Origin of the sequence: Stenotrophomonas nitritireducens (assembly GCF_050984405.1) — a bacterium.
In the GTDB taxonomy this organism is placed as follows: domain Bacteria; phylum Pseudomonadota; class Gammaproteobacteria; order Xanthomonadales; family Xanthomonadaceae; genus Stenotrophomonas; species Stenotrophomonas nitritireducens_B.
In genome coordinates, this window is sequence record NZ_CP158790.1 from 3,149,527 (window position 1) to 3,169,792 (window position 20,266).

13 protein-coding genes, 3 tRNA genes and 1 pseudogene are annotated in these 20,266 nt (G+C 69.7%); 8 read left to right on the forward strand and 9 right to left on the reverse strand.

From position 1 onward, the window contains the following. Nucleotides 1-44: 44 nt before the first annotated feature. On the forward strand, nucleotides 45-755 hold the full coding sequence (gene phoU / locus ABTV91_RS14045; RefSeq protein ID WP_433851979.1) for a phosphate signaling complex protein PhoU: 711 nt from the start codon (nucleotides 45-47) through the stop codon (nucleotides 753-755). A gap of 61 nt (nucleotides 756-816) precedes the next feature. On the opposite strand, the gene rlmB is transcribed toward phoU, so the two are convergent. Together rlmB and rnr are read right to left on the reverse strand one after the other, a co-directional pair. Continuing rightward, a complete protein-coding gene (gene rlmB / locus ABTV91_RS14050; protein ID WP_433851980.1) occupies nucleotides 817-1,563 on the reverse strand; it encodes a 23S rRNA (guanosine(2251)-2'-O)-methyltransferase RlmB in 747 nt (248 codons plus the stop codon). A 271-nt stretch (nucleotides 1,564-1,834) separates the two neighbouring features. Then, nucleotides 1,835-4,192: a ribonuclease R gene (gene rnr, locus ABTV91_RS14055; RefSeq protein WP_433854189.1), complete on the reverse strand. Its 2,358-nt coding sequence runs from the start codon at nucleotides 4,190-4,192 to the stop codon at nucleotides 1,835-1,837. A 216-nt stretch (nucleotides 4,193-4,408) separates the two neighbouring features. Between rnr and ABTV91_RS14060 the strand changes: the two genes are divergently transcribed. The 3 genes from ABTV91_RS14060 (at nucleotide 4,409) to ABTV91_RS14070 (ending at nucleotide 5,265) form a co-directional block, all read left to right on the forward strand. Then, nucleotides 4,409-4,493, forward strand: a tRNA-Leu gene (locus ABTV91_RS14060). Nucleotides 4,494-4,726: 233 nt separating this feature from the next. Then, a tRNA-Leu gene (locus ABTV91_RS14065) sits at nucleotides 4,727-4,811 on the forward strand. Nucleotides 4,812-5,180: 369 nt separating this feature from the next. Then, nucleotides 5,181-5,265 (forward strand) — tRNA-Leu (locus ABTV91_RS14070). A 320-nt stretch (nucleotides 5,266-5,585) separates the two neighbouring features. On the opposite strand, the gene ABTV91_RS14075 is transcribed toward ABTV91_RS14070, so the two are convergent. From ABTV91_RS14075 to ABTV91_RS14090, 4 genes and pseudogenes are all read right to left on the reverse strand, one after another. Continuing rightward, nucleotides 5,586-7,148, reverse strand: a complete 1,563-nt coding sequence (locus tag ABTV91_RS14075; RefSeq protein WP_433851981.1) for a DHA2 family efflux MFS transporter permease subunit — start codon at nucleotides 7,146-7,148, stop codon at nucleotides 5,586-5,588. An 11-nt stretch (nucleotides 7,149-7,159) separates the two neighbouring features. After that, a complete protein-coding gene (gene emrA, locus ABTV91_RS14080) occupies nucleotides 7,160-8,338 on the reverse strand; it encodes a multidrug efflux MFS transporter periplasmic adaptor subunit EmrA (protein ID WP_433851982.1) in 1,179 nt (392 codons plus the stop codon). Between the two features lie 11 nt (nucleotides 8,339-8,349). Continuing rightward, a pseudogene (locus ABTV91_RS14085) lies at nucleotides 8,350-9,805 on the reverse strand (efflux transporter outer membrane subunit). A 40-nt stretch (nucleotides 9,806-9,845) separates the two neighbouring features. Beyond that, complete coding sequence (locus ABTV91_RS14090; RefSeq protein WP_433851983.1) at nucleotides 9,846-10,286, reverse strand: MarR family winged helix-turn-helix transcriptional regulator; 441 nt, start codon at nucleotides 10,284-10,286, stop codon at nucleotides 9,846-9,848. 186 nt (nucleotides 10,287-10,472) lie between these two features. On the opposite strand from ABTV91_RS14090, the gene ABTV91_RS14095 reads away from it, so the two are divergent. The 3 genes from ABTV91_RS14095 to ABTV91_RS14105 all read left to right on the forward strand — a co-directional run bounded on the left by ABTV91_RS14095 (nucleotide 10,473) and on the right by ABTV91_RS14105 (nucleotide 14,677). Continuing rightward, entirely contained in the window at nucleotides 10,473-11,357 is an 885-nt protein-coding gene (locus ABTV91_RS14095; RefSeq protein WP_433851984.1) for a helix-turn-helix domain-containing protein, read from the forward strand. A gap of 59 nt (nucleotides 11,358-11,416) precedes the next feature. Further along, a complete protein-coding gene (gene parC / locus ABTV91_RS14100; RefSeq protein WP_433851985.1) occupies nucleotides 11,417-13,660 on the forward strand; it encodes a DNA topoisomerase IV subunit A in 2,244 nt (747 codons plus the stop codon). Nucleotides 13,661-14,017: 357 nt separating this feature from the next. Continuing rightward, entirely contained in the window at nucleotides 14,018-14,677 is a 660-nt protein-coding gene (locus ABTV91_RS14105) for a thiopurine S-methyltransferase (protein ID WP_433851986.1), read from the forward strand. Between the two features lie 74 nt (nucleotides 14,678-14,751). Here the strand turns inward: ABTV91_RS14105 and bfr are convergent, their stop codons facing one another. Beyond that, entirely contained in the window at nucleotides 14,752-15,240 is a 489-nt protein-coding gene (gene bfr / locus ABTV91_RS14110) for a bacterioferritin (RefSeq protein ID WP_433851987.1), read from the reverse strand. 143 nt (nucleotides 15,241-15,383) lie between these two features. Between bfr and ABTV91_RS14115 the strand changes: the two genes are divergently transcribed. After that, on the forward strand, nucleotides 15,384-17,828 hold the full coding sequence (locus ABTV91_RS14115; protein WP_433851988.1) for a penicillin acylase family protein: 2,445 nt from the start codon (nucleotides 15,384-15,386) through the stop codon (nucleotides 17,826-17,828). Between the two features lie 37 nt (nucleotides 17,829-17,865). Here ABTV91_RS14115 and ABTV91_RS14120 read toward each other — a convergent pair whose 3' ends face one another. Further along, nucleotides 17,866-18,291 carry a RidA family protein gene (locus ABTV91_RS14120; protein ID WP_433851989.1) on the reverse strand — a complete coding sequence of 142 codons (426 nt, stop codon included), beginning with the start codon at nucleotides 18,289-18,291 and terminating at the stop codon, nucleotides 17,866-17,868. A 148-nt stretch (nucleotides 18,292-18,439) separates the two neighbouring features. Beyond that, nucleotides 18,440-20,125 carry an asparagine synthase B gene (gene asnB, locus ABTV91_RS14125; RefSeq protein ID WP_433851990.1) on the reverse strand — a complete coding sequence of 562 codons (1,686 nt, stop codon included), beginning with the start codon at nucleotides 20,123-20,125 and terminating at the stop codon, nucleotides 18,440-18,442. Nucleotides 20,126-20,266: the final 141 nt, after the last annotated feature.

Sequence of the window (20,266 nt, forward strand, 5' to 3'; positions counted from 1 at the left end):
CCCGGCCGTTCCCTCTTCCCCCTTCCCTGTTCCCGGCTCCCAGAATGAACACCCATCCCAACGACCACATCGTGAAAAGCTACGACGAAGAACAGCACCGCCTGGTGGCCGAGATCGTGCGCATGGGCGAGATGTCCGTCGCCCAGCTCGAGGCCGCGCTGGACGTGATCGAGCGCCGCGACGAGAACGCCGCGCGCCGCATCATCGCCAACGACGAGGCCATCGACGCGCTGGAACAGCAGATCAGCCACGACGTGATGCGTCTGGCGCTGCGCGGCCCGATGGCGCGCGACCTGCGCGAGATCCTCGCCGGCCTGCGCATCCCGGCCGACATCGAGCGCATCGGCGACTACGCCGCCAACGTCGCCAAGCGTTCCATCGCGCTGGCCACGGTGCCGCCGATGCCGCAGATCCAGGGGCTGCGCGCCCTCGGCCGGCCCGCCGCGCAGCAGGTGCGGCGCGCCCTTGACGCCTATCGCGGCAACGACGCCGATGCCGCGCTGGCGCTGCGCCAGGACGACGCCCGGCTGGACGCGCAGTACACCGCGCTGTTCCGCGAGCTGCTCACCTACATGATGGAAGACCCGCGCAACATCACCCCGTGCACGCACCTGCTGTTCATGGCCAAGAACCTGGAGCGCATCGGCGACCACGCCACCAACATCGCCGAGAACGTCTGGTTCCTGGTGCACGGCGACGCGCCGCTGCCGCCGCGCGAGAAGCGCGACGAGACCAGCACGGTCGACCACACCTGAAAACGAAGACGCCGGGCATCGCCCGGCGTCTTTTCTTTCCGATGGCGGTTTGCGCCCCGCCTTACCCCAGCCGCTGCCGCACCGCCTCGAACAGCGCCACGCCGGTGGCCACCGACACGTTGAGGCTTTCCACGTCGCCCGGCATCGGGATGCGCACCAGGCCGTCGCAGGTCTCGCGGGTCAGGCGGCGCAGGCCGTCGGATTCGCCGCCCATCACCAGCGCGACGTTGCCGCGCAGGTCCAGCTGGTGGATGGTCTGTTCCGCCTCGCCGGCCAGCCCGTACAGCCATACGCCCTGCTTCTGCAGGTCCTTCAGGCAGCGCACCAGGTTGGTCACCGCCACCACCGGGATGCGGTCGGCCGCGCCGGCGCTGGTCTTGCGCACGGTGGCGTTGACCGGCGCGCTCTTGTCCTTGGGGATCACCACGGCGGTGACGCTGGCGGCGGCGGCGCTGCGCAGGCAGGCGCCGAGGTTGTGCGGGTCCTGCACCTCGTCCAGCACCAGCAGCAGCGCCCTGCCTTCGGCGGCCTCGACCAGCCCTTCCAGCTCGTTCTCGCCCCACAGCTTCGCCGCGGCATAGCGCGCGACCACGCCCTGGTGGCGCACCTGCCCGGCCACGCCGCCCAGCGCCTGGGCGCCCACGCGGCGCACGTCGATGCCCTTGCGCCGCGCGTTCTCCTCGATCTCGACCAGCCGCGCGTTCTTGCTGCCGGCCTCGATCAGCACCTCGCGGACGTTGTCCGGGTCCTTCTCGATCGACGAAGCCACGGCGTTGACGCCGACGATCCACTGGTTCTGCTTGCTCATTGCGACCGCGCGAGGGGGGAGTTGGGCGCGTAATGGTAGTGCATCGGCCCGGCCGGCACCGGCGCTGGCTGAATGCAGGCCCGGTGCCCGCCCATCCTGGCGCCGTCCGGCTCCGGCCGGCACGGGCTCGAAAGGCGCCCTCGATGCCCGGGCTACCGGCGCATCCCCGGGGAAACGCCGGCAGCCCGTGGACAGGTGCCAGACGCGGGGCCGCTGGCCCTGCGCAGGGCCGGAACGGAAACGGCCGGTGCGCGCACCGGCCGTTCCTGCCTCAGTACTTCTGCTTGGCGCGCTTGGCCGGCTTGCCGCGCGGCGGCAACGGCGGCATCCCCTCGTCCATCGCGCCGCCCTCGCCGTCGAGCCGCTCGACCAGGCGGAAGTCGATCTTGCGCTCCTCCATGCTGGCCTTGAGCACCAGGATGCGCACGCGGTCGCCGAGCCGGAACTGGACGCCACGGCGGTCGCCGGTGAGCGTCTTGCGCAGCGGGTCGAACTGGTAATAGTCGTGCGGCAGCTGGGTGACGTGCACCAGCCCGTTGACCTTGGACTCGTCCAGTTCGACGAACAGGCCGAAGCTGGTCACGCCGCTGATCACCCCGTCGAACTGGCCGCCGACATGCTTTTCCATCCACGCCGCGCGGAAACGCTCGTCCACCTCGCGCTCGGCCTCGTCGGCGCGGCGTTCGCGCTCGGAGCACTGCAGCGCCAGCGCCGTCATCTCGCGCGGCGTGTAGGCGTACTTCTCGCGCGGGCCGCCGGTGAGCGCGTACTTGATGGCACGGTGCACCAGCAGGTCCGGGTAGCGGCGGATCGGCGAGGTGAAGTGCGCGTAGGCCTCCAGCGCCAGGCCGAAGTGGCCGTTGTTGTCCGGCGAATACACCGCCAGCGACTGGCTGCGCAGCAGCACCGATTCCAGCAGCGCCGCGTCCGGGCGCTCGCGCACCTTCTTCAGCAGCCGGGTGTAGTCGCCCGGCTGCACCTTGCTCCACGCCGGCAGGCTGAGCTTGAACTCCTTGAGGAACTCCAGCAGGTCGGCGAACTTGGATTCCGGCGGCCGCTCGTGAACGCGGAACGGCGCCGGGATGTGCGTGGACAGCAGGTAGCGCGCCGCCTCGACGTTGGCCGCGATCATGCATTCCTCGATCAGCTTGTGCGCGTCGTTGCGCACCAGCATGCCGGCCTGGGTGACCTCGCCGCGGTTGTCCAGCACGAAGCGCACTTCGGAGGATTCGAACTCGATGGCGCCGCGGCGTTCGCGCGCCTTGGCCAGAATGCGGTACAGCTGGTGCAGGCTCTGGACCTGCGGCAGCAGCGGGCCGATGAAGGCCTTGGCGTCGGCGTCGTCCTCGCCCACCGCGTTCCATACCTGGGTATAGGTCAGGCGCGCGTGCGAGTTCATCACCGCTTCGTAGAACTTCGAGCCGGTCACCTGTCCGTCGCGGCCCACCTGCATGTCGCAGACGAAGCACATGCGGTCTTCCTTCGGCCGCAGCGAGCAGATGCCGTTGGACAGCGTCTCCGGCAGCATCGGCACGACGAAACCGGGGAAGTACACCGAGGTGGCGCGCTTCTGCGCTTCATCGTCCAGCGGCGTGCCGGGACGCACGTAGTGCGAGACGTCGGCAATGGCCACCACCAGGCGGAAGCCGTCGCGGTTCGGCTCGCAGTACACCGCGTCGTCGAAGTCCTTGGCGTCCTCGCCGTCGATGGTCACCAGCGGCATGGAACGCAGGTCTACGCGCCTGCCGATCATCGACGGCTCGACCGCCATCGGGATGGCGGTGGCTTCGTCCAGTACTTCCGGTGGGAACTCGTGCGGCAGGTCGTGGCCGTGGATGGCGGTTTCCACCACCAGCGACGGCGTCAGTTTGTCGCCGAGCACGGCGATGACCCTGCCGATCGGCGGGCGCCGCGAATCCGGCGCCTGGGTCAGCTCGCACACCACCAGCTGGCCGTCCTTCGCCCCGCCGGTGGCGTCGGCCGGGATCTGGATGCTGCGCTGGATGCGCTTGTCGTCGGGCACCACGTAGTTGATGCCCATCTCCACGCTGAAGTTGCCGATCAGGCGGTTGACGCCGCGCTCCAGCACGCGCGCGATGCTGCCTTCGCGGCGGCCGCGGCGGTCGATGCCGGTGACGTTGGCCAGGGCGCGGTCGCCGTGCATGACCTTGCGCATTTCATACGGCGGCAGGAACAGGTCGTCGCCGCCCTCGTCGGGGCGCAGGAAGCCGAAGCCTTCCGGATTGGCGATGACCACGCCCGGGATCAGGTTGGTGACCAGCACCGGGGCGAAGCCGCCGCGGCGGTTCTGCACCAGTTGCCCGTCGCGCACCATCGCGCCCAGGCGCTTGGCCAGCGCGTCGGCGCGGTCCGGCTCGACCAGGCCGAGCCGGGCACCGATCTCCTCGGCGTTCTGCGGCCCCTCGCAGCGGTCGAGCAGCTGCAGGATCGCCTCGCGGCTGGCGATGGGCTGGGCGTAGCGCTCGGCCTCGCGCGCGCGCGCGTACGGATCGTCGAATGCGGCCGCCGGCGCGGGCCGGGAGCGGCCGCGCACGAAGCTCTTCGGCGCGGCGCTGTCCTTCGGCTTGCCGCGGCCGCCCTTGGCCGGGGCGGCCAGGCTGTCCGGCATCCACGGCGGCAGCTTGGCGGACTTGCGTGCATTGCCCGGCTTGTCGCCGGGAGCGGACTTGCGGGCCTTGCCGGCCCCAGTGGTCTTTTTGTTTTTCATCGCAGGCCATGGTACCCCGCTGCGGTGTGCATGCAGCGCGTACGCCGCGCGGCGGCTCCCCTCGCCTGAAACCATTGACAAAGGCCGCGGCCGCCACCAGAATTGCCGGCCCGAATCGCCCAGGTGGCGGAATTGGTAGACGCACTAGTTTCAGGTACTAGCGGGTAAAACCGTGGAGGTTCGAGTCCTCTCCTGGGCACCATGATTCGGAACGAAAAAACCCGCGCAAGCGGGTTTTTTGTTGCCTGCGATCCAGCCGGACATCGCCTCGCCCGGCCGCCGGAATCAGGGTGGAAACGCAAACGGCCATGGCGGTCGACATGCCCGATGGCCGCGCTGCGGCATGGCCGCCGCGGGCGCCGATGCGGCACGCGCGACGACGCATTTTTTTGTTGACGCCTGCACGGACGCCCTGCATAATTCCGCTCCTGAGTCGCCCAGGTGGCGGAATTGGTAGACGCACTAGTTTCAGGTACTAGCGGGTAAAACCGTGGAGGTTCGAGTCCTCTCCTGGGCACCAAGACTCAACACATCAAACCCGCGGAAGCGGGTTTTTTTGTTCCCGCCATCCCTGGCGGGAACCCTGTCGGGCCATCGACAAGCGATGTCAAAAACCGCTCCAGGCGGTTTTTTGTGCCCGTCGTCCATGCCCCACCCTTCGGCCATCGACGGGCGATGCCAGAACCGCTCCCGACGTCTGCCTGTCGTCCAGATCACGCTGTTCGCCGACCGTCGCAGTACGACGGCTCGAAGCCGCCGCCGGTGGCTTTCCATGCGCGTCTCCGATGGCCGATGCATTCCGCACGCAACAGACCTGCCGGTCGCCCACGTCGCCTGCACGAAACGTTGACATGCCGCTTCGGCGCCGGCACAATTCTCCGCCTGAGTCGCCCAGGTGGCGGAATTGGTAGACGCACTAGTTTCAGGTACTAGCGGGTAAAACCGTGGAGGTTCGAGTCCTCTCCTGGGCACCAAGACTCAACACATCAAACCCGCGGAAGCGGGTTTTTTTGTGCCCGCCCTTGGGGCCATCGACAGTTGATGGCAAAAACCGCTCCGGCGTTTTTTACCTATCGTCTTGATCACGCCGCCGGACGGCCATCGCAGCATGACGGCGTCAGAACCGCTGCATCCGGTTTTCTTGTGTACCCGGACGAGCAACCACCGGACAGCATCTGTTGCGTGGACACACACCGAGCGCTCCCGCAAGGCAATCGCAGGTACGCGCCGCTCGCTCGGCCTTTCGTTTCCCTGCATGAAAAATCCCCGCCTTGCGGGCGGGGATCGTCGTGCCTCAGTGGCCGCCGGCGCTGGCCGCGCTGCCGGCACCGGCGCCGAACGGCGGCCTGGCCAGCCACAGGAAGGCGATGATCGCCAGGAAGGTCCAGCCCAGCAGGTAGAAGATGTCGTTGAAACCCATCTGCGAGGCCTGGTGGTTGATCATGGTGTTCAACAGCGCGGCGCCGTGCTGCAGGTCGCCGCCGCCCATCGCCGTCACCTGCTCCTGCATGCCCGGCGTATAGGTGGAGACGTGTTCGGTCAGGTGCGCGTGGTGTTCCTGGGTGCGGTGCGCCCACAGCCACGTGGTCAGCGAGGCAGCGAAGCTGCCGCCCAGCGTGCGCAGGAAGGTCGCCAGGCCGGAGCCGGCGGCGATCTCGCGCCCGTCCAGGTCCGACAGCAGGATCTGCAGTACCGGCATGAAGAACAGCGCCACGCCCACGCCCATCAGCAGCTGCACCCCGGCCACGTGCTGGAAGTCCACCTGCAGGTTGAAGCCCGAGCGCAGGAAGCTGGTGAAGGACAGGGCCACGAAGGCGATCGAGGCCAGCATGCGCATGTCGAAGCGCGAGGCGTACTTGCCCACGAACGGCGTCAGGATCACCGGCAGCACGCCGATCGGCGCGGTCGCAAGGCCGGCCCAGATCGCGGTGTAGCCCATGTCGCGCTGCAGCCACAGCGGGATCAGCAGCGCCACGCTGAAGAACGCCGCGTAGGCCACCACCAGCGCCAGCGTGCCGGCGCGGAAGTTGCGGTGGCGGAACAGGCGCAGGTCGACGATCGGATCCTTGTCGGTCAGCTCCCAGATCAGGAACACCGCCAGCGCCACCACCGACACGCAGCTGAGCATCACGATGGTCGGCGAGGAGAACCAGTCCTCGTCGTTGCCCAGGTCCAGCACCAGCTGCAGCGCGCCGACGCCGATCACCAGGGTGATCAGGCCGACGTAGTCCATCTTCGGCTTCTCGATCTGCTCGGGCCGGCCCTTGAGCTGGCTGCCGACGATGGAGGCGGCCAGCACCCCGAGCGGCACGTTGATCAGGAAGATCCATTCCCAGCTGTAGTTGTCGGTGATCCAGCCGCCGAGGATCGGCCCGGCGATCGGCGCGACCACGGTGACCATCGCCAGCAGCGCCAGCGCCTGCCCGCGTTTCTCGCGCGGGTAGATCGATACCAGCAGCGACTGGGTGATCGGGTACATCGGCCCGGCGACGAAGCCCTGCAGCGCGCGCGACACCACCAGCATGCCCATGCTCTGCGCCAGGCCGCACAGCAGCGAAGCGACGGTGAAGGCCAGCGTGGCCCACACGAACAGCCGGGTTTCGCCGAAGCGGCGGCTGAGCCAGCCGGTCAGCGGCAGCGCGATGGCGGTGCTGACGGCGAACGAGGTGATGACCCAGGTGGCCTGCTGCGAACTGGCGCCGAGGTTGCCGGAAATGGCCGGCAGCGAGACGTTGGCGATGGTGGTGTCGAGCACCTGCATGAACGAGGCCAACGCCAGGCCGAAGGTGCACAGCGCCACGCTGGGCGGAGCGAAACCGGCGGCCGGCTGCGGCGCGGCCGGAGCTTGAGCGGACATGCGGGGCGACCTCAGCCGGCCTTGGCCTGGCGCGGCAGGTTGTCGTGGATGATCCGCGCGATCGCCTCGTCGGCATCATGCAGCTGCTTGGCGTAGACATCGGTGTCGAACACCGTGCCTTCGGCCGCCTTGGCCGGCAGCACGTCGCCCTTCTGGTCGCGCAGGCTCACCTCCGCCTTCATCGACAGGCCGATGCGCAGCGGGTGCTCGGCCAGCTGTTTGGCATCGATGGCGATGCGCACCGGCACGCGCTGCACGATCTTGATCCAGTTGCCGCTGGCGTTCTGCGCCGGCAGCAGCGAGAACGCCGAACCGGTGCCCAGGCCGAGGCTGGCGATGCGGCCCTTGTACTTCACGTCGCCGCCGTACAGGTCCGAGCGCAGTTCCACTTCCTGGCCCAGGCGCATGTGGCGCAGCTGGGTTTCCTTGAAGTTGGCATCCACCCACATCTGCTCGGCGGGCACCACGGCCATCAGCGCGGTGCCCGGCTGCACGCGCTGGCCGACCTGCACCGAGCGGCGCGCGACGAAACCGGCGACCGGCGCGACGATGCCGGCGCGGGCGTTGTTGAGCCACGCCTGGCGCAGCTGCGCGGCCGCCGCCTTCACGTCCGGCTGGGTGGCGACCACGGTGTCGTCCACCAGCGCGCGGCTGCGCTCCACGGTTTCGCGCGAACCGGCCACCGCCGCTTCGGCCGCGGCCAGCTCGTCACGGGCATGGGCCAGTTCCTCGTTGGAAATGGCGCCGGTGGCGGCCAGGTCCTTGCGGCGGGCGAAATCCTCGCGCACGCGCTTGAGGGTGATCTGGCGCGCGCTCAGGTCGGCCTGCGCGCCTTCCACGCTGCGGTACAGGCCGCGGACCTGGCGCACGGTGCGCGCGAGGTTCGCTTCGGCCTGCTGCAGCGCCACTTCGGTATCGGCCGGGTCCAGCTGCACCAGCAGCTGGCCGCGCTCCACGCGCATGCCGTCGTCGGCGGCGATGGCGACCACGGTGCCGGCCACCTGCGGGGTGATCTGCACCTGGTTGCCCTGCACGTAGGCGTCGTCGGTTTCCTCGAACCAGCGGCCGAAGGCGAAATACCACAGCGCGAAGGCCGCCAGCAGCAGCACGACGATGGCAAGCAGCCCGCGCAGCAGCCGGCCACGGCGGCTGCGCGCGACGGGGGCTTCAGGAGTGTTGGTCTGGCTCATGGGGGTGTTTCTCAGGAATGCGGGGACACGGAGGAAGGGGAGGACGCCGGGGCGGCGACGCCGTCGGCGGACGGCTCGAAGCCGCCGCCCAGCGCCTGGGTCAGCAGCGCCGCGGCCAGCAGCTGCTGCGCGTGCAGCGCGGTCAGCGCCTGCTGCGCGGACAGCAGCTGCGACTGCGCGGACAGCACGTCCAGGTAATTGCCGACGCCGGCGCGGTAGCGCTGGCCGGCCAGGTCGAAGGCCGAGCTGGCGGTGGCGACCGCCTGCTGCTGGGACTGCGCCTGCTGTTCGAGCGAGCGCACCGCGTTGACCTGGTCGGCCACCTCGCGCAGCGCATCGACCACGGCCTGGTTGTAGCCGGCCACGGCCAGATCGTATTGGGCGTCGGCGTTGGCGAGGTTGGCGCGCAGGCGTCCGCCATCGAAGATCGGCAGGCTCAGCGCCGGACCCAGGTAGGCGAAGGTCGAGCTGCTCCTGAGCAGGTCGCCGACGTTCGGCGCGACCACGCCGGCCAGCGCGGTCAGGTTGAAGCTGGGGTAGAAACTGGCCTTGGCGGCCTTGATCTGCCGGCCGGCCGCTTCCACGCGCCAGCGCGCGGCGACGATGTCCGGGCGCCGGCCGAGCAGTTCGCTGGGCAGCACGCCCGGCAGCTGCAGCGCGCGTGGCGTTCAGCGCCTGCGGGCGTTCGATGCCCAGGCCGCGGTCCGGGCCCTGCCCGACCAGCGCCGCCAGCGCGGTACGCGCCGCGTCGATCTGCTGCTGCGCGGCCTGCAGTTGCTGCTGCGCGGCGGGAATGCGGGCCTCGGCCTGGCGGACCTGCAGGTCGCTGTCGATGCCGGCGGTGCGGCGCTGGCGCACCAGCTGCAGCGTTTTCTGCGCGCGCTCCAGTTCCTGCTCGGCGATGTCGTTGGCGCGCCAGGCGCGGTCGAGTTCGACATAGGCCTGGACGATGCCGGCGGACAGCTTCAGGCGCGCGGCCTGGGCATCGACGGTGGCGGCATGCACCGCGTCCACCGCCGCTTCCCAGCTGGCGCGCTTGCCGCCCCACAGGTCGAAGCCGTAGCTGAAATCGAAGGCGACCTGGCCGCTGCCCATGTAGTGGCCGCCCATTTCCTCGCCCACCATAGACTCGGGCAGGCGCACGCCGGTATAGCCACCGGAGACGGACAGGCTGGGCAGGCGCTCGGCACGGGCGACGCCGGCCTGGGGCCTGGGCCTGGCGCAGGCGCGCGTCGGCCGCGTCCAGGCCCGGGTGGCCGGCCAGCCCTTCGGCGACCAGCGCGTCCAGCTGCGGATCGCCGAAGGCGCGCCACCAGTCGCTGGCCGGGAAACCGGCCACGGACAGGTCGCTGGTGGCCAGGGTGCGCTCGCTGTGCAGGTCGCCGGCATCGAGCAGCCGGCCTGCGGCTGCAGGCCGCCGCTGCTGGCGCAGGCGGCCAGCGCCAGCACCAGCGTCGCCGGCAGCAGCGGGCGCGGCGGCGCAGGGAATGGAGAACGGGGGAAGGAATCATGGGGGCGTCAGGGAATCGCGGATGCGGGTAAGGAGGGACAGCAGCAGCGCGCGTTCTTCGGGGCTCAGGTCGCGCATGGCGTAATCCATGACCGCGTCGCCGCGCTTCTTCAGCCGCGCGCACAGCTCGCGGCCCTGCTCGGTCAGCACGATCTGCAGCGCACGCCGGTCCTGCGCGTGCGCTTCGCGGCGCACGCAGCCCAGCGATTCGAGCTTGTCGAGCAGGCGGGTCACCGCGCTGGGCACCTGGTCCAGCGCCTGCGCCAGTTCGTTGGCGGTGCACGGGGCCATGTGCGCCAGCGTCTTCAGCCCCACGAAATGGGTGAAGCCGATGCCGAGGTTCTCCTCGGCCATCGAGGCGTCGAGCTGGCGGGCAAGGCCGTCGCGCGTCTGGCGCAGCAGCAGGCCGAAGCTGGGGGGGTTGGGAGCGCAGATCATGGGCGAGCATTTTATTCCAAAAGAAATATTTCTCAATGGAAATATTCGATCTGGCATCAAATGCTGTGTTGCAGCAGTGGGCTGATCGGCGAGCGCACACGTTAATGGCACAGGGAACTGGCCGGGTAATACAATCCAGCCAATGAATTTCACTATCCGGCCATCGACCCAGGGCACGGGCGCGCCATGACGTCGTACCCCGCGCCGCCCGGGTTCGACCTGCAGCTGCCCGCATCGCTGCGGCAGGGCCACGCGCTGGACTGGTTCGAACGCGACGACGGCCCGCCGGTGTTCGGCTTCCGCTTCGACAGCCCACAGGGCCTGGCCCACGAGGTGGACTGGCACCAGCACGCCCGCGCCCAGTTGATCTGCGTCGAACACGGCCTGCTGACCACCCGCACCCGCCACGGCACCTGGTCCCTTCCCGCCGGCTCGGGGGGCTGGATGCCCGCCACCGAACCGCATACCGTCGCCATCGACGGGCCGCTGCGCGGCTGGGGCATGGCGCTGGCCGCGCCGGTCTGCGTCGATCTGCCTGGCGACCCCTGCGTGATCGCCATCTCACGCCTGCTGCAGGCCCTGGCCGAACGCCTGTGCACCGGCGACGCGGCGACCTCCACCCGCCAGCACCACCTGGTCCAGGTAGTGCTGGACGAAATCCGCCATGCCCCGCGCCGTCGCATGCATCTTCCCCTGCCCCGCGACCGCCGTCTGCTGCGCATCGCATCGCAACTGCTGGCCGAACCGGCCGACGACCGCAGCCTGGAGCAGTGGGCGCGCTGGGCCGGGCTGTCGCCACGCAGCCTGACCCGGCATTTCCGCGAGGAAACCACGCTCAGCTTCGCCCAGTGGCGGCAGCAGGCGCGGCTGGCCGCGGCCCTGCGCCAGCTCAGCGACGGCCGCAGCGTGGCCGACATCGCCCATGCGCTGGGATTCAGCAGCCCCAGCGCCTTCGTCACCGTGTTCCGCCGCCATTTCGGGCTGCCGCCGGGCCGCTACCTCGCGCGTGCCGGACAGGCCGACGGCCTGGACCCGGCGCGCGGCTTGGCATCCCCCACCGCATCCGGATAATCACCCGCTCGCGGGGGCGACGGCCGTCGCCGCCCCCCAGTCACAGGTAACAGCCCCGCATGACCGATCTCGTACGCCCCGCCTTCCACGGTTTCGAGCAGCAGCCGCTGCGCGAATACGCCGAGCGCGCCTATCTCGACTATTCCATGTACGTGGTGCTGGACCGCGCCCTGCCCTTCATCGGCGACGGCCTGAAGCCGGTGCAGCGCCGCATCATCTATTCGATGAGCGAGCTGGGCCTGAACGCCGCGGCCAAGCCGAAGAAGTCCGCGCGCACCGTGGGCGACGTGATCGGCAAATACCACCCGCACGGCGACAGCGCCTGCTACGAGGCGCTGGTGCTGATGGCCCAGCCGTTCTCCTACCGCTACCCGCTGATCGACGGCCAGGGCAACTTCGGCTCCAGCGACGACCCCAAGTCGTTCGCGGCCATGCGCTACACCGAATCCAAGCTGACCCCGATCGCCGAGGTGCTGCTGGGCGAACTGGGCCAGGGCACCACCGACTGGTCGCCCAACTTCGACGGCACGCTGGAGGAGCCGAGCTGGCTGCCGGCGCGGCTGCCGCACCTGCTGCTCAACGGCACCACCGGCATCGCCGTGGGCATGGCCACCGACGTGCCGCCGCACAACCTCAACGAGATCGTCAGCGCGCTGGTGCGGCTGATCGACGACCCGGATGCGACCGTCGCCGACCTGTGCGAGCACGTGAAGGGCCCGGACTACCCGACCACCGCCGAGATCATCACCCCGGCCAGCGACCTGCGGCAGCTCTACGAGACCGGCAACGGCAGCGTGCGCGCCCGCGCCACCTTCCTCAAGGAAGGCAGCAACATCGTCATCACCGCGCTGCCGCACCAGGTCTCCCCGTCCAAGGTGATCGAGCAGATCGCCCAGCAGATGCGCGCCAAGAAGCTGCCGTGGCTGGAGGACATCCGCGACGAATCCGACCACGCCAACCCGGTGCGCGTGGTGCTGATCCCGCGCTCCAGCCGCGTCGACGCCGAGCAGCTGATGGGCCACCTGTTCGCCACCACCGACCTGGAGAAGAGCTACCGGGTCAACCTCAACGTCATCGGCCTGGACGGCCGCCCGCAGGTCAAGAACCTGCGGCAGCTGCTGGGCGAGTGGCTGCGTTTCCGCCAGGACACCGTCACCCGCCGCCTCAACCACCGCCTGCAGAAGGTCGAGCGCCGCCTGCACCTGTTGGAAGGCCTGCTGGTGGCCTTCCTCAACCTGGACGAGGTGATCCGCATCATCCGCACCGAGGACGAGCCCAAGGCGGCGCTGATCGCCCGCTTCGGGCTGTCCGAGGACCAGGCCGAGTACATCCTCGAAACCAAGCTCAAGCAGCTGGCCCGCCTGGAGGAAATGAAGATCCGCGGCGAGCAGGACGAGCTGGCCGCCGAACGCGAGAAGATCCTATCCATCCTCGGCAGCGCGGCGAAGCTGAAGAAGCTGGTCAAGGACGAACTGCTGGCCGACGCCAAGAAGTTCGGCGACGAACGCCGCTCGCCGCTGGTGCAGCGTGGCGCCGCCCAGGCCATCGACGAGACCGAGCTGGTCGCCAGCGAACCGGTCACCGTGGTGCTGTCGGAGAAGGGCTGGGTGCGCGCGGCCAAGGGCCACGACGTCGACGCCGCCGGCCTGTCCTACCGCGAGGGCGACAGCCTGCTGGCGGCGGTGCGCGGGCGCAGCACGCAGCAGGTGGCCTTCCTCGACACCGAGGGCCGCGCCTACTCCACGCCGGCGCATACCCTGCCCTCGGCGCGCGGCAATGGCGAGCCGCTGACCGGCCGCTTCTCGCCGGCCGCCGGCAGCAGCTTCGTGACCCTAGCCAGCGGCGACAACGACACCCGCTTCGTGCTCGCTTCCTCGCACGGCTACGGCTTCGTCACCCGCTTCGAGAACCTCACCGGCCGCAACAAGGCCGGCAAGGCCATGCTCAATCTCTCGACCGGCGCGGCGGTGCTGCAGCCGATGGTGGTCGCCAACCCGCAGAGCGACCGCATCGTCGCGGTCACCAGCGCCGGCAACATGCTCGCCATTCCGGCCAGCGACCTGCCCGAGCTGGACAAGGGCAAGGGCAACAAGATCATCGAGATCCCCAAGGCCAAGCTCGCCACCGAGCGCGTGGTCGCGGTGGTCGCGGTATCGCCCGGCGCCACCCTGCAGGTGCGCAGCGGCCAGCGCACCATGAACCTGTCGTTCAAGGAGCTGGATGCGTATGTGGGCGCGCGGGCCAGCCGCGGGCATCTGCTGCCGAGGGGGTGGCAGAAAGTGGAAGGCCTCGATGTCCAGTAACCGGTTTCACTGGCGCGCGGCGGCGCGGCCGGCACCGCCGTTGCCATGCGCATGCGTGGCGCGGCAGAAGGTGGAAGGCCTCGACGTCCAGTAACCCGTTTCACGGGCGCGCGGCGGCGTGGCCGGCACCACCGCTGCCACGCGCATGCGTGGCGCGGTGGAAGGGGCGGACGTCCAATAGCATGGCAGTCCGCGCCACCGTTGGATGCATCCACCGTCGTAGATGCGGGGCTTGCCCCGCATGAGGCTTCACCGGTAAAGCCCCTGTGCGGGGCGAGCCCCGCACCTGCGGATGGCCACCTTCGGGCGCAAGATGGCTATTGTTCCCGCCTTGTCCTCAACTCACCGGAAGCTCCCATGCAACCCGATTTCTGGCTGCAACGCTGGCAACAAGGCCAGATCGGCTTCCACCGCGGCGAAGTGATGCCGCTGCTGGAAAGGCATTGGCCTGCGCTGCAGGTCGCGCCGGGCGGCCGGGTGCTGGTGCCGTTGTGCGGCAAGAGCCTGGACATGCACTGGCTGGCCGCGCAGGGCCATCGCGTGCTCGGCGTCGAAATCTCGCCGCTGGCGGTGGAGCAGTTCTTTACCGAGGCCGGGTTGCAGCCCGAACGCCGCAGCAGCCCGCTGGGCGAGCATTACAGCGCCGGGCCGATCGAGATCATCCTGGGCGACGCCTTCGCCCTTGACGATGACACCTTGGCCAACATCGCCGGGCTCTACGACCGCGCAGCGCTGATCGCGCTGCCGCCTGAACTGCGCCAGCGCTACCGCGACACCGTCTACGCGCGGCTGCCGGCCGGCTGCCAGGCGCTGCTGATCACGCTCGAGTACCCGCAGGCGGAAAAGGCCGGGCCGCCATTCGCGGTGGGCCAGGCGGAAGTGGAATCCTTCGCGCCGGCATGGCGGGTGGAGCTGGCCGAGCGCCGCGACATCCTCGCGCAGGAACCCGGCTTCCGCGCCGAAGGCGTCACCGCGCTGTCCACCGCGGTCTACCGCATGCGGCGCGCCGGCGACTGATACGCGCGCCATGCATCAACGAAAAGGCCGGGAATTCCCGGCCTTCGTCGTTCATCGCTGCGGGTTGGCGACGCTCAATGCGCCGGCGAACCCTTCGCGTCCATCTTGCTGGTCTGGTACAGCTCCAGGCCGATGCGCCTGATCAGGCCCAGCTGCTGCTCCAGCCACCAGGCATGGTCTTCCTCGGTATCGCGCAGCTGCGCCAGCAGGATGTCGCGGCTGACGTAGTCGCCGCGCTCCTCGCACAGCTTCATGCCCGCGGCGAGGTTGGCGCGTACCTGGTATTCGACCTGCAGGTCCTTTTCCAGCATCTCCACCACGGTCCTGCCCGGCGCGAAGGCATGCGGGCGCATGTCCGGGTCGCCGCCGAGGAACAGGATGCGCCGCAGCAGCGCGTCGGCGTGCCCGGTTTCCTCTTCCATCTCGTGGCCGATGCGCTCGTACAGCGCATGCAGGCCCTGGTCCTCGTAACGGCGGGAATGGATGAAGTACTGGTCGCGCGCGGCCAGCTCGCCGCGCAGCAGTTCCTTCAGGCATTCGATGACTTCCGGGTGGCCCTGCATGGGGGTGCTCCTGATGTTCGTGTCGGCACAGGATGCCCGATCCGGCGCGGCGATGATCTAATCGGAATCAGTTTCAGTTGCGCTCTCCGTCCGTCATCGGCCTCACCTACAATCGCCACGGTTGCCTGGGTGGGGAGAGGCGCATGACGCGCTGGCTGCTGCGTTCGCTGTGGGTACTGCTGGGACTTTCGATCCTCGTGGCGGGCGGCATCTGGCTGCTGCTGCGCGGCAGCCTGCCGGAGCTGGACGGCGAACGGGCCCTGCCCGGCCTGGCCGCGCCCGTCCAGGTGCGGCGCGACGGCAACGGCGTGGTGACGGTGGACGCCGCCGACGAGCGCGACATGGCGCACGCGCTGGGCTATGTGCACGCGCAGGAGCGCTTCTTCGAGATGGACCTGATGCGGCGTTCGGCGGCCGGCGAGCTGTCCGAACTGTTCGGCGCCGGCGCATTGCCGCTGGACCGGCGCATGCGCGTCCACCGCCTGCGCGCGCGCGTGCACGCCGATCTCGACCTCGCGCTGGGCGACAAGCGCCCTGTGCTCGAGGCCTACCGCGACGGCGTCAACGCCGGGCTGGCGGCGCTGCCGGTGCGGCCCTGGCCCTACCTGCTGCTGCGCCAGCAGCCGCGCCCGTGGAGCCTGGACGATTCGGTGCTGACCGGGCTGGCGATGTACGCCGACCTGCAGGACCCGGGCAACAGCCGCGAGCTGGCGCTGGCGCGCATCCGCGAGGTGGTGCCGCCCGCGCTCTACGCGCTGATCGCGCACGACGGCAGCGGCTGGGATGCGCCGTTGTTCGGCGCCGCGCGCGGCGATGCGTCCCTGCCCGATGCGACGACGCTGGATCTGCGAAAGCTGGAAGGCGAGGCAAACGCCGCTGACTCGGCAGCCCTCACTCCACCCTCCGCTCCGCGGAGGGTCCCCCTCTCTCCCGCGCGGGAGAGAGGCGTCGGCTGGCCGCCGGTGGCGGCCGATTCCTCGCCGGGCAGCAACAATTTCGCCGTCGCCGGCGCGCTCACCGGCGATGGCCGCGCGATCCTCGCCGACGACATGCACCTGGCCCTGCGCGCGCCCAACATCTGGTTCCGCGTGCGCCTGCGCCACGCCGATCCCGCCGCGCCGGGCGGCAAGGTCGACGTGGCCGGTTTCAGCCTGCCGGGGTTGCCGGCAGTCATCGTCGGCAGCAATACCCACGTGGCCTGGGGCTTCACCAACAGCTACATCGATACCGCCGATTTCGCACGCCTGCCCGCCGGCGCGCCGCTGCGCGAACACCGCGAAACCATCGCCGTGGCCGGCGCGCCTGCCGAAACCCTGGTCGTGCGCGAAAGCGACTGGGGCCCCGTGCTGCACCAGAACGCCGACGGCAGCCTGCTGGCGCTGCGTTGGGTGGCGCAGCTGCCGGGCGCGGTACGGCTGGATTTCGCCGACATGACGCGCGCCGCCGACCTGGACGCCGCGCTGGCGGTGGCCGACCGCTCCGGCATCCCGGCGCAGAACCTGCTGCTGGCCGACAGCCGCGGCCGCATCGCCTGGCGCCTGATCGGCGCGCGTCCGGACCGCAGCGGGACATGCACGGCCGATGGCATCACCAACACACCCGACGCGCCGTTGCCACCCGACACGTCGCCGTTCAACGAGCCCTGCCACCCGTGGCCGCTGCGCACGAATCAGGCGCCGTCGCTGGTCGATCCCCCAGACCACCGCCTGTGGACAGCCAACACCCGCGTGCTCGACGACGACGCGCTGGCCCGGGCCGGCGACGGCGGCTACGACCTGGGCGCGCGTGCGCGGCAGATCCGCGACGGCCTGTTCGCCCGCGAACGCTTCGACGAACGCGACCTGCTCGCCATCCAGCTCGACGACCGCGCGGTGCTGATGGAGCGCTGGTGGAAGCTGCTGCGCGCCACCGTCGAACACAGCGACGATCCGGCGCTGCGGCGGCTGGAAGCGGCCAGCCGTCGTTGGGACGGCCGCGCCGCGGTCGATTCGGCCAGCTACCGCATCGCCCGCGGCTTCCGCGGCATCACCCTGGACACGCTGGAAGCGGGCCTGCTCGCGCCCGCGCGGCAACGGCTCGGCGATGCCTACGTCGCCCCGCGCCTGCCGCAGCTGGAAGGCGTGGCCTGGCCGATGCTGGAGCAGCGCCCGCCGAACCTGCTGCCGCCGCCGTTCGAGAGCTGGGACGACCTGCTCGCGCACAGCGCGCGGCAACTGGAAGCCGATCTTGCCGCACAGGGCGGCGACCTCGCCGCGCGCACCTGGGGCGAGCGCAACACCGCCGCCATCTGCCACCCGGTCTCGCGTGCGCTGCCCGGCCTGTTCAGGCGCTGGCTGTGCATGCCGGCGCAGCCGCTGCCCGGCGACGGCAACCTGCCACGCGTGCAGGGGCCCGATTTCGGCGCGTCCGAACGCATGGTGGTTTCGCCCGGGCACGAGGCCGACGGCATCGTGCACATGCCCGGCGGCCAGAGCGGGCATCCGCTGTCGCCGTTCTGGGGCGCCGGCCATGACGACTGGCTGCAGGGCCTGCCGACACCGTTCCTGCCCGGTGCCACCCGGCACACCCTGGTCCTGCGCCCGCGCTGAAACGACGCGCGGCGCGCCGGCCGACAGGCGGACGGCACTACTTCAACCGCACCGTCCACTCGACTTCGAGCATGTCCTCGGCGTTGAACAGGCGGCTGACCTGCACCCAGCTCGCGGCGGGGTATTTGCCATCGGCGAAGAACGCCTTGCGCTCGGGAATCGCCTTGACCAGCGCATCCATGTCGGTGGTGTAGGCGGTCTCCTTGACCACCTGGCTGCTGTCGGCGCCGAAGCGCTGCAGGATCCTGGCCAGCTCGCCGTAGCACGCCTGCACCGCGGCCGGCATGTCCTTGCCGCGGCAGGGCACGCCGGAAACATGCAGGGTGTCGCCGTCGCGCACCACGCCGGCATAGCCGATGTCCGCCTCCCAGCTACCCAGCTGGTGGCGCTCCAGCGGCGCCTCCGCGGCATGGGCAGACGCACCGCACAACAGACCGAACACCAGCAACGAACACGCACGCATCGGAAGTCCTTTTGATCGAATGGAGAGAGGAGCGGCAACGGCAGCCCGCATGGGCACCGCCGTTGCCGGCTCGACGGGGTAAAGCTGTCTGGAAAAGCCCGGCGACAGGCGAGGACCGCGCGGCGGGTACTCCGCCGCGCCAGCCCGTTCACCCCGCCAGCGCCTGCTCATGCACGCCGGCCACCGCGCGGCCCGACGGGTCGGCCATCGTCGCGAAACTGGCATCCCAGGCGATCGCCGCCGGCGAGGAGCAGGCGATGGACTTGCCGCCCGGCACCGTCTCGGCCGCGGCCGGCGTGGGATAGAACTGCTCGAACAGGCTGCGGTAGTAGTACGCCTCCTTGGTCTGCGGCGGGTTGTACGGGAAACGCTTGTCGGCGGCGGCCAGTTCGCGGTCGCTCACCTGCGCCTCGGCATGCGCCTTCAGCCCGTCGATCCAGCCATAGCCGACGCCGTCGCTGAACTGCTCCTTCTGCCGCCACAGGATCTCCTTCGGCAGGTAACCCTCGAAGGCCTCGCGCAGCACCGCCTTCTCGATGCGGCCGCTGGCCTTGTCCACCATCTTGTGGCTGGCGTCCATGCGCATCGCCAAGTCGAGGAAGGCGCGGTCCAGGAACGGCACGCGCGGCTCAACACCCCAGGCCATCATCGACTTGTTGGCGCGCAGGCAGTCGTAGTTGTTGAGCGCGTCGATCTTGCGCACCAGCTCCTCGTGGAACTCGCGCGCGTTGGGCGCCTTGTGGAAGTACAGGTAGCCGCCGAAGATCTCGTCGCTGCCCTCGCCGGACAGCACCATCTTCACGCCCATCGCCTTGATCCGCCGCGCCAGCAGGAACATCGGCGTCGATGCGCGGATGGTGGTGACGTCGTAGGTCTCGATGTGGCGGATCACTTCCGGCAGCGCGTCCAGGCCTTCCTCGAAGGTGTACTCGAAGCCGTGGTGCACGGTGCCAAGCATGTCGGCGGCGATCTTCGCCGCGGCCAGGTCGGGCGATCCGGCAAGGCCGATGGCGAAGCTGTGCAGGCGCGGCCACCACGCCTCGCTGCGGTCGCCGTCCTCGATGCGGTGGCGGGCGTAGCGCGCGGCGACCGCCGCCACCAGCGAGGAATCCAGGCCGCCGGAAAGCAGCACGCCATAGGGCACGTCGGTCATCAGCTGGCGGTGCACGGCGGCCTCGAAGGCTTCGCGCAGTTCCTGCCTGGACACGTCCACGCCCTGCACCGCGTCGTAGTCGCGCCACGGCCGTTCGTAGTACCTGGTCAGCTCGCCGGTGGCGCTGTCGTACCAGTGGCCCGGCGGGAACTGCGTCACGTCGGCGCAGGTATCGGCCAGCGACTTCATCTCCGAGGCCACGCATAGCCGGCCCTGCTTGTCGTGGCCCCAGTACAGCGGTACGACGCCGATCGGGTCGCGGGCGATGATCGCGCGCCCGGCGGCCTTGTCCCACAGGGCGAAGGCGAAGATGCCATTGAGGCGGTTGAGGAAGGATGCCGGCGCATCCTCGCGGTACAGCGCGTTGATCACCTCGCAGTCCGAGCCGGTCTGGAAGGCGTAGGGCTGGGCGAGTTCCTGTTTCAGTTCGCGGTGGTTGTAGATCTCGCCGTTGACCGCCAGCGCCAGCGCACCGTCCTCGGACAGCAGCGGCTGCGAACCGCCGGCTGGATCGACGATGGCCAGTCGTTCATGCACGAGGATGGCGCGATCATCGACGTAGACGCCGCTCCAGTCGGGGCCGCGATGGCGCTGGCGCTGCGATTGTTCGAGCGCCTGGCGGCGCAGCGCCTGCAGGTCGTCGCCGGGTTGCAGGCCGAAGATGCCGAAGATGGAACACATGGGAAAGCTCCTGGATTTCGTGGGGTCGAACATCGGAAGCAGCGACTTCGATGGCCTGGATCGCGGAAGCGGGAAACAAAAAAACCCGCATCGGCCGATGCGGGTTTTCTGGTCACTGGGCGTATGGTGCTTTTGGCTCAG

Excerpts from the sequence above, each read along its gene's own strand:
- ABTV91_RS14115 (WP_433851988.1), top strand. The coding sequence starts at position 15,384 with ATGACGCGCTGGCTGCTGCGTTCGCTGTGGGTACTGCTGGGACTTTCG.
- bfr (WP_433851987.1), bottom strand. The coding sequence starts at position 15,240 with ATGCAGGGCCACCCGGAAGTCATCGAATGCCTGAAGGAACTGCTGCGC.
- rlmB (WP_433851980.1), bottom strand. The coding sequence starts at position 1,563 with ATGAGCAAGCAGAACCAGTGGATCGTCGGCGTCAACGCCGTGGCTTCG.
- phoU (WP_433851979.1), top strand. The coding sequence starts at position 45 with ATGAACACCCATCCCAACGACCACATCGTGAAAAGCTACGACGAAGAA.
- parC (WP_433851985.1), top strand. The coding sequence starts at position 11,417 with ATGACCGATCTCGTACGCCCCGCCTTCCACGGTTTCGAGCAGCAGCCG.
- ABTV91_RS14095 (WP_433851984.1), top strand. The coding sequence starts at position 10,473 with ATGACGTCGTACCCCGCGCCGCCCGGGTTCGACCTGCAGCTGCCCGCA.
- rnr (WP_433854189.1), bottom strand. The coding sequence starts at position 4,192 with ATGCCGGACAGCCTGGCCGCCCCGGCCAAGGGCGGCCGCGGCAAGCCG.
- emrA (WP_433851982.1), bottom strand. The coding sequence starts at position 8,338 with ATGAGCCAGACCAACACTCCTGAAGCCCCCGTCGCGCGCAGCCGCCGT.
- ABTV91_RS14120 (WP_433851989.1), bottom strand. The coding sequence starts at position 18,291 with ATGCGTGCGTGTTCGTTGCTGGTGTTCGGTCTGTTGTGCGGTGCGTCT.
- ABTV91_RS14105 (WP_433851986.1), top strand. The coding sequence starts at position 14,018 with ATGCAACCCGATTTCTGGCTGCAACGCTGGCAACAAGGCCAGATCGGC.
- ABTV91_RS14075 (WP_433851981.1), bottom strand. The coding sequence starts at position 7,148 with ATGTCCGCTCAAGCTCCGGCCGCGCCGCAGCCGGCCGCCGGTTTCGCT.
- ABTV91_RS14090 (WP_433851983.1), bottom strand. The coding sequence starts at position 10,286 with ATGATCTGCGCTCCCAACCCCCCCAGCTTCGGCCTGCTGCTGCGCCAG.
- asnB (WP_433851990.1), bottom strand. The coding sequence starts at position 20,125 with ATGTGTTCCATCTTCGGCATCTTCGGCCTGCAACCCGGCGACGACCTG.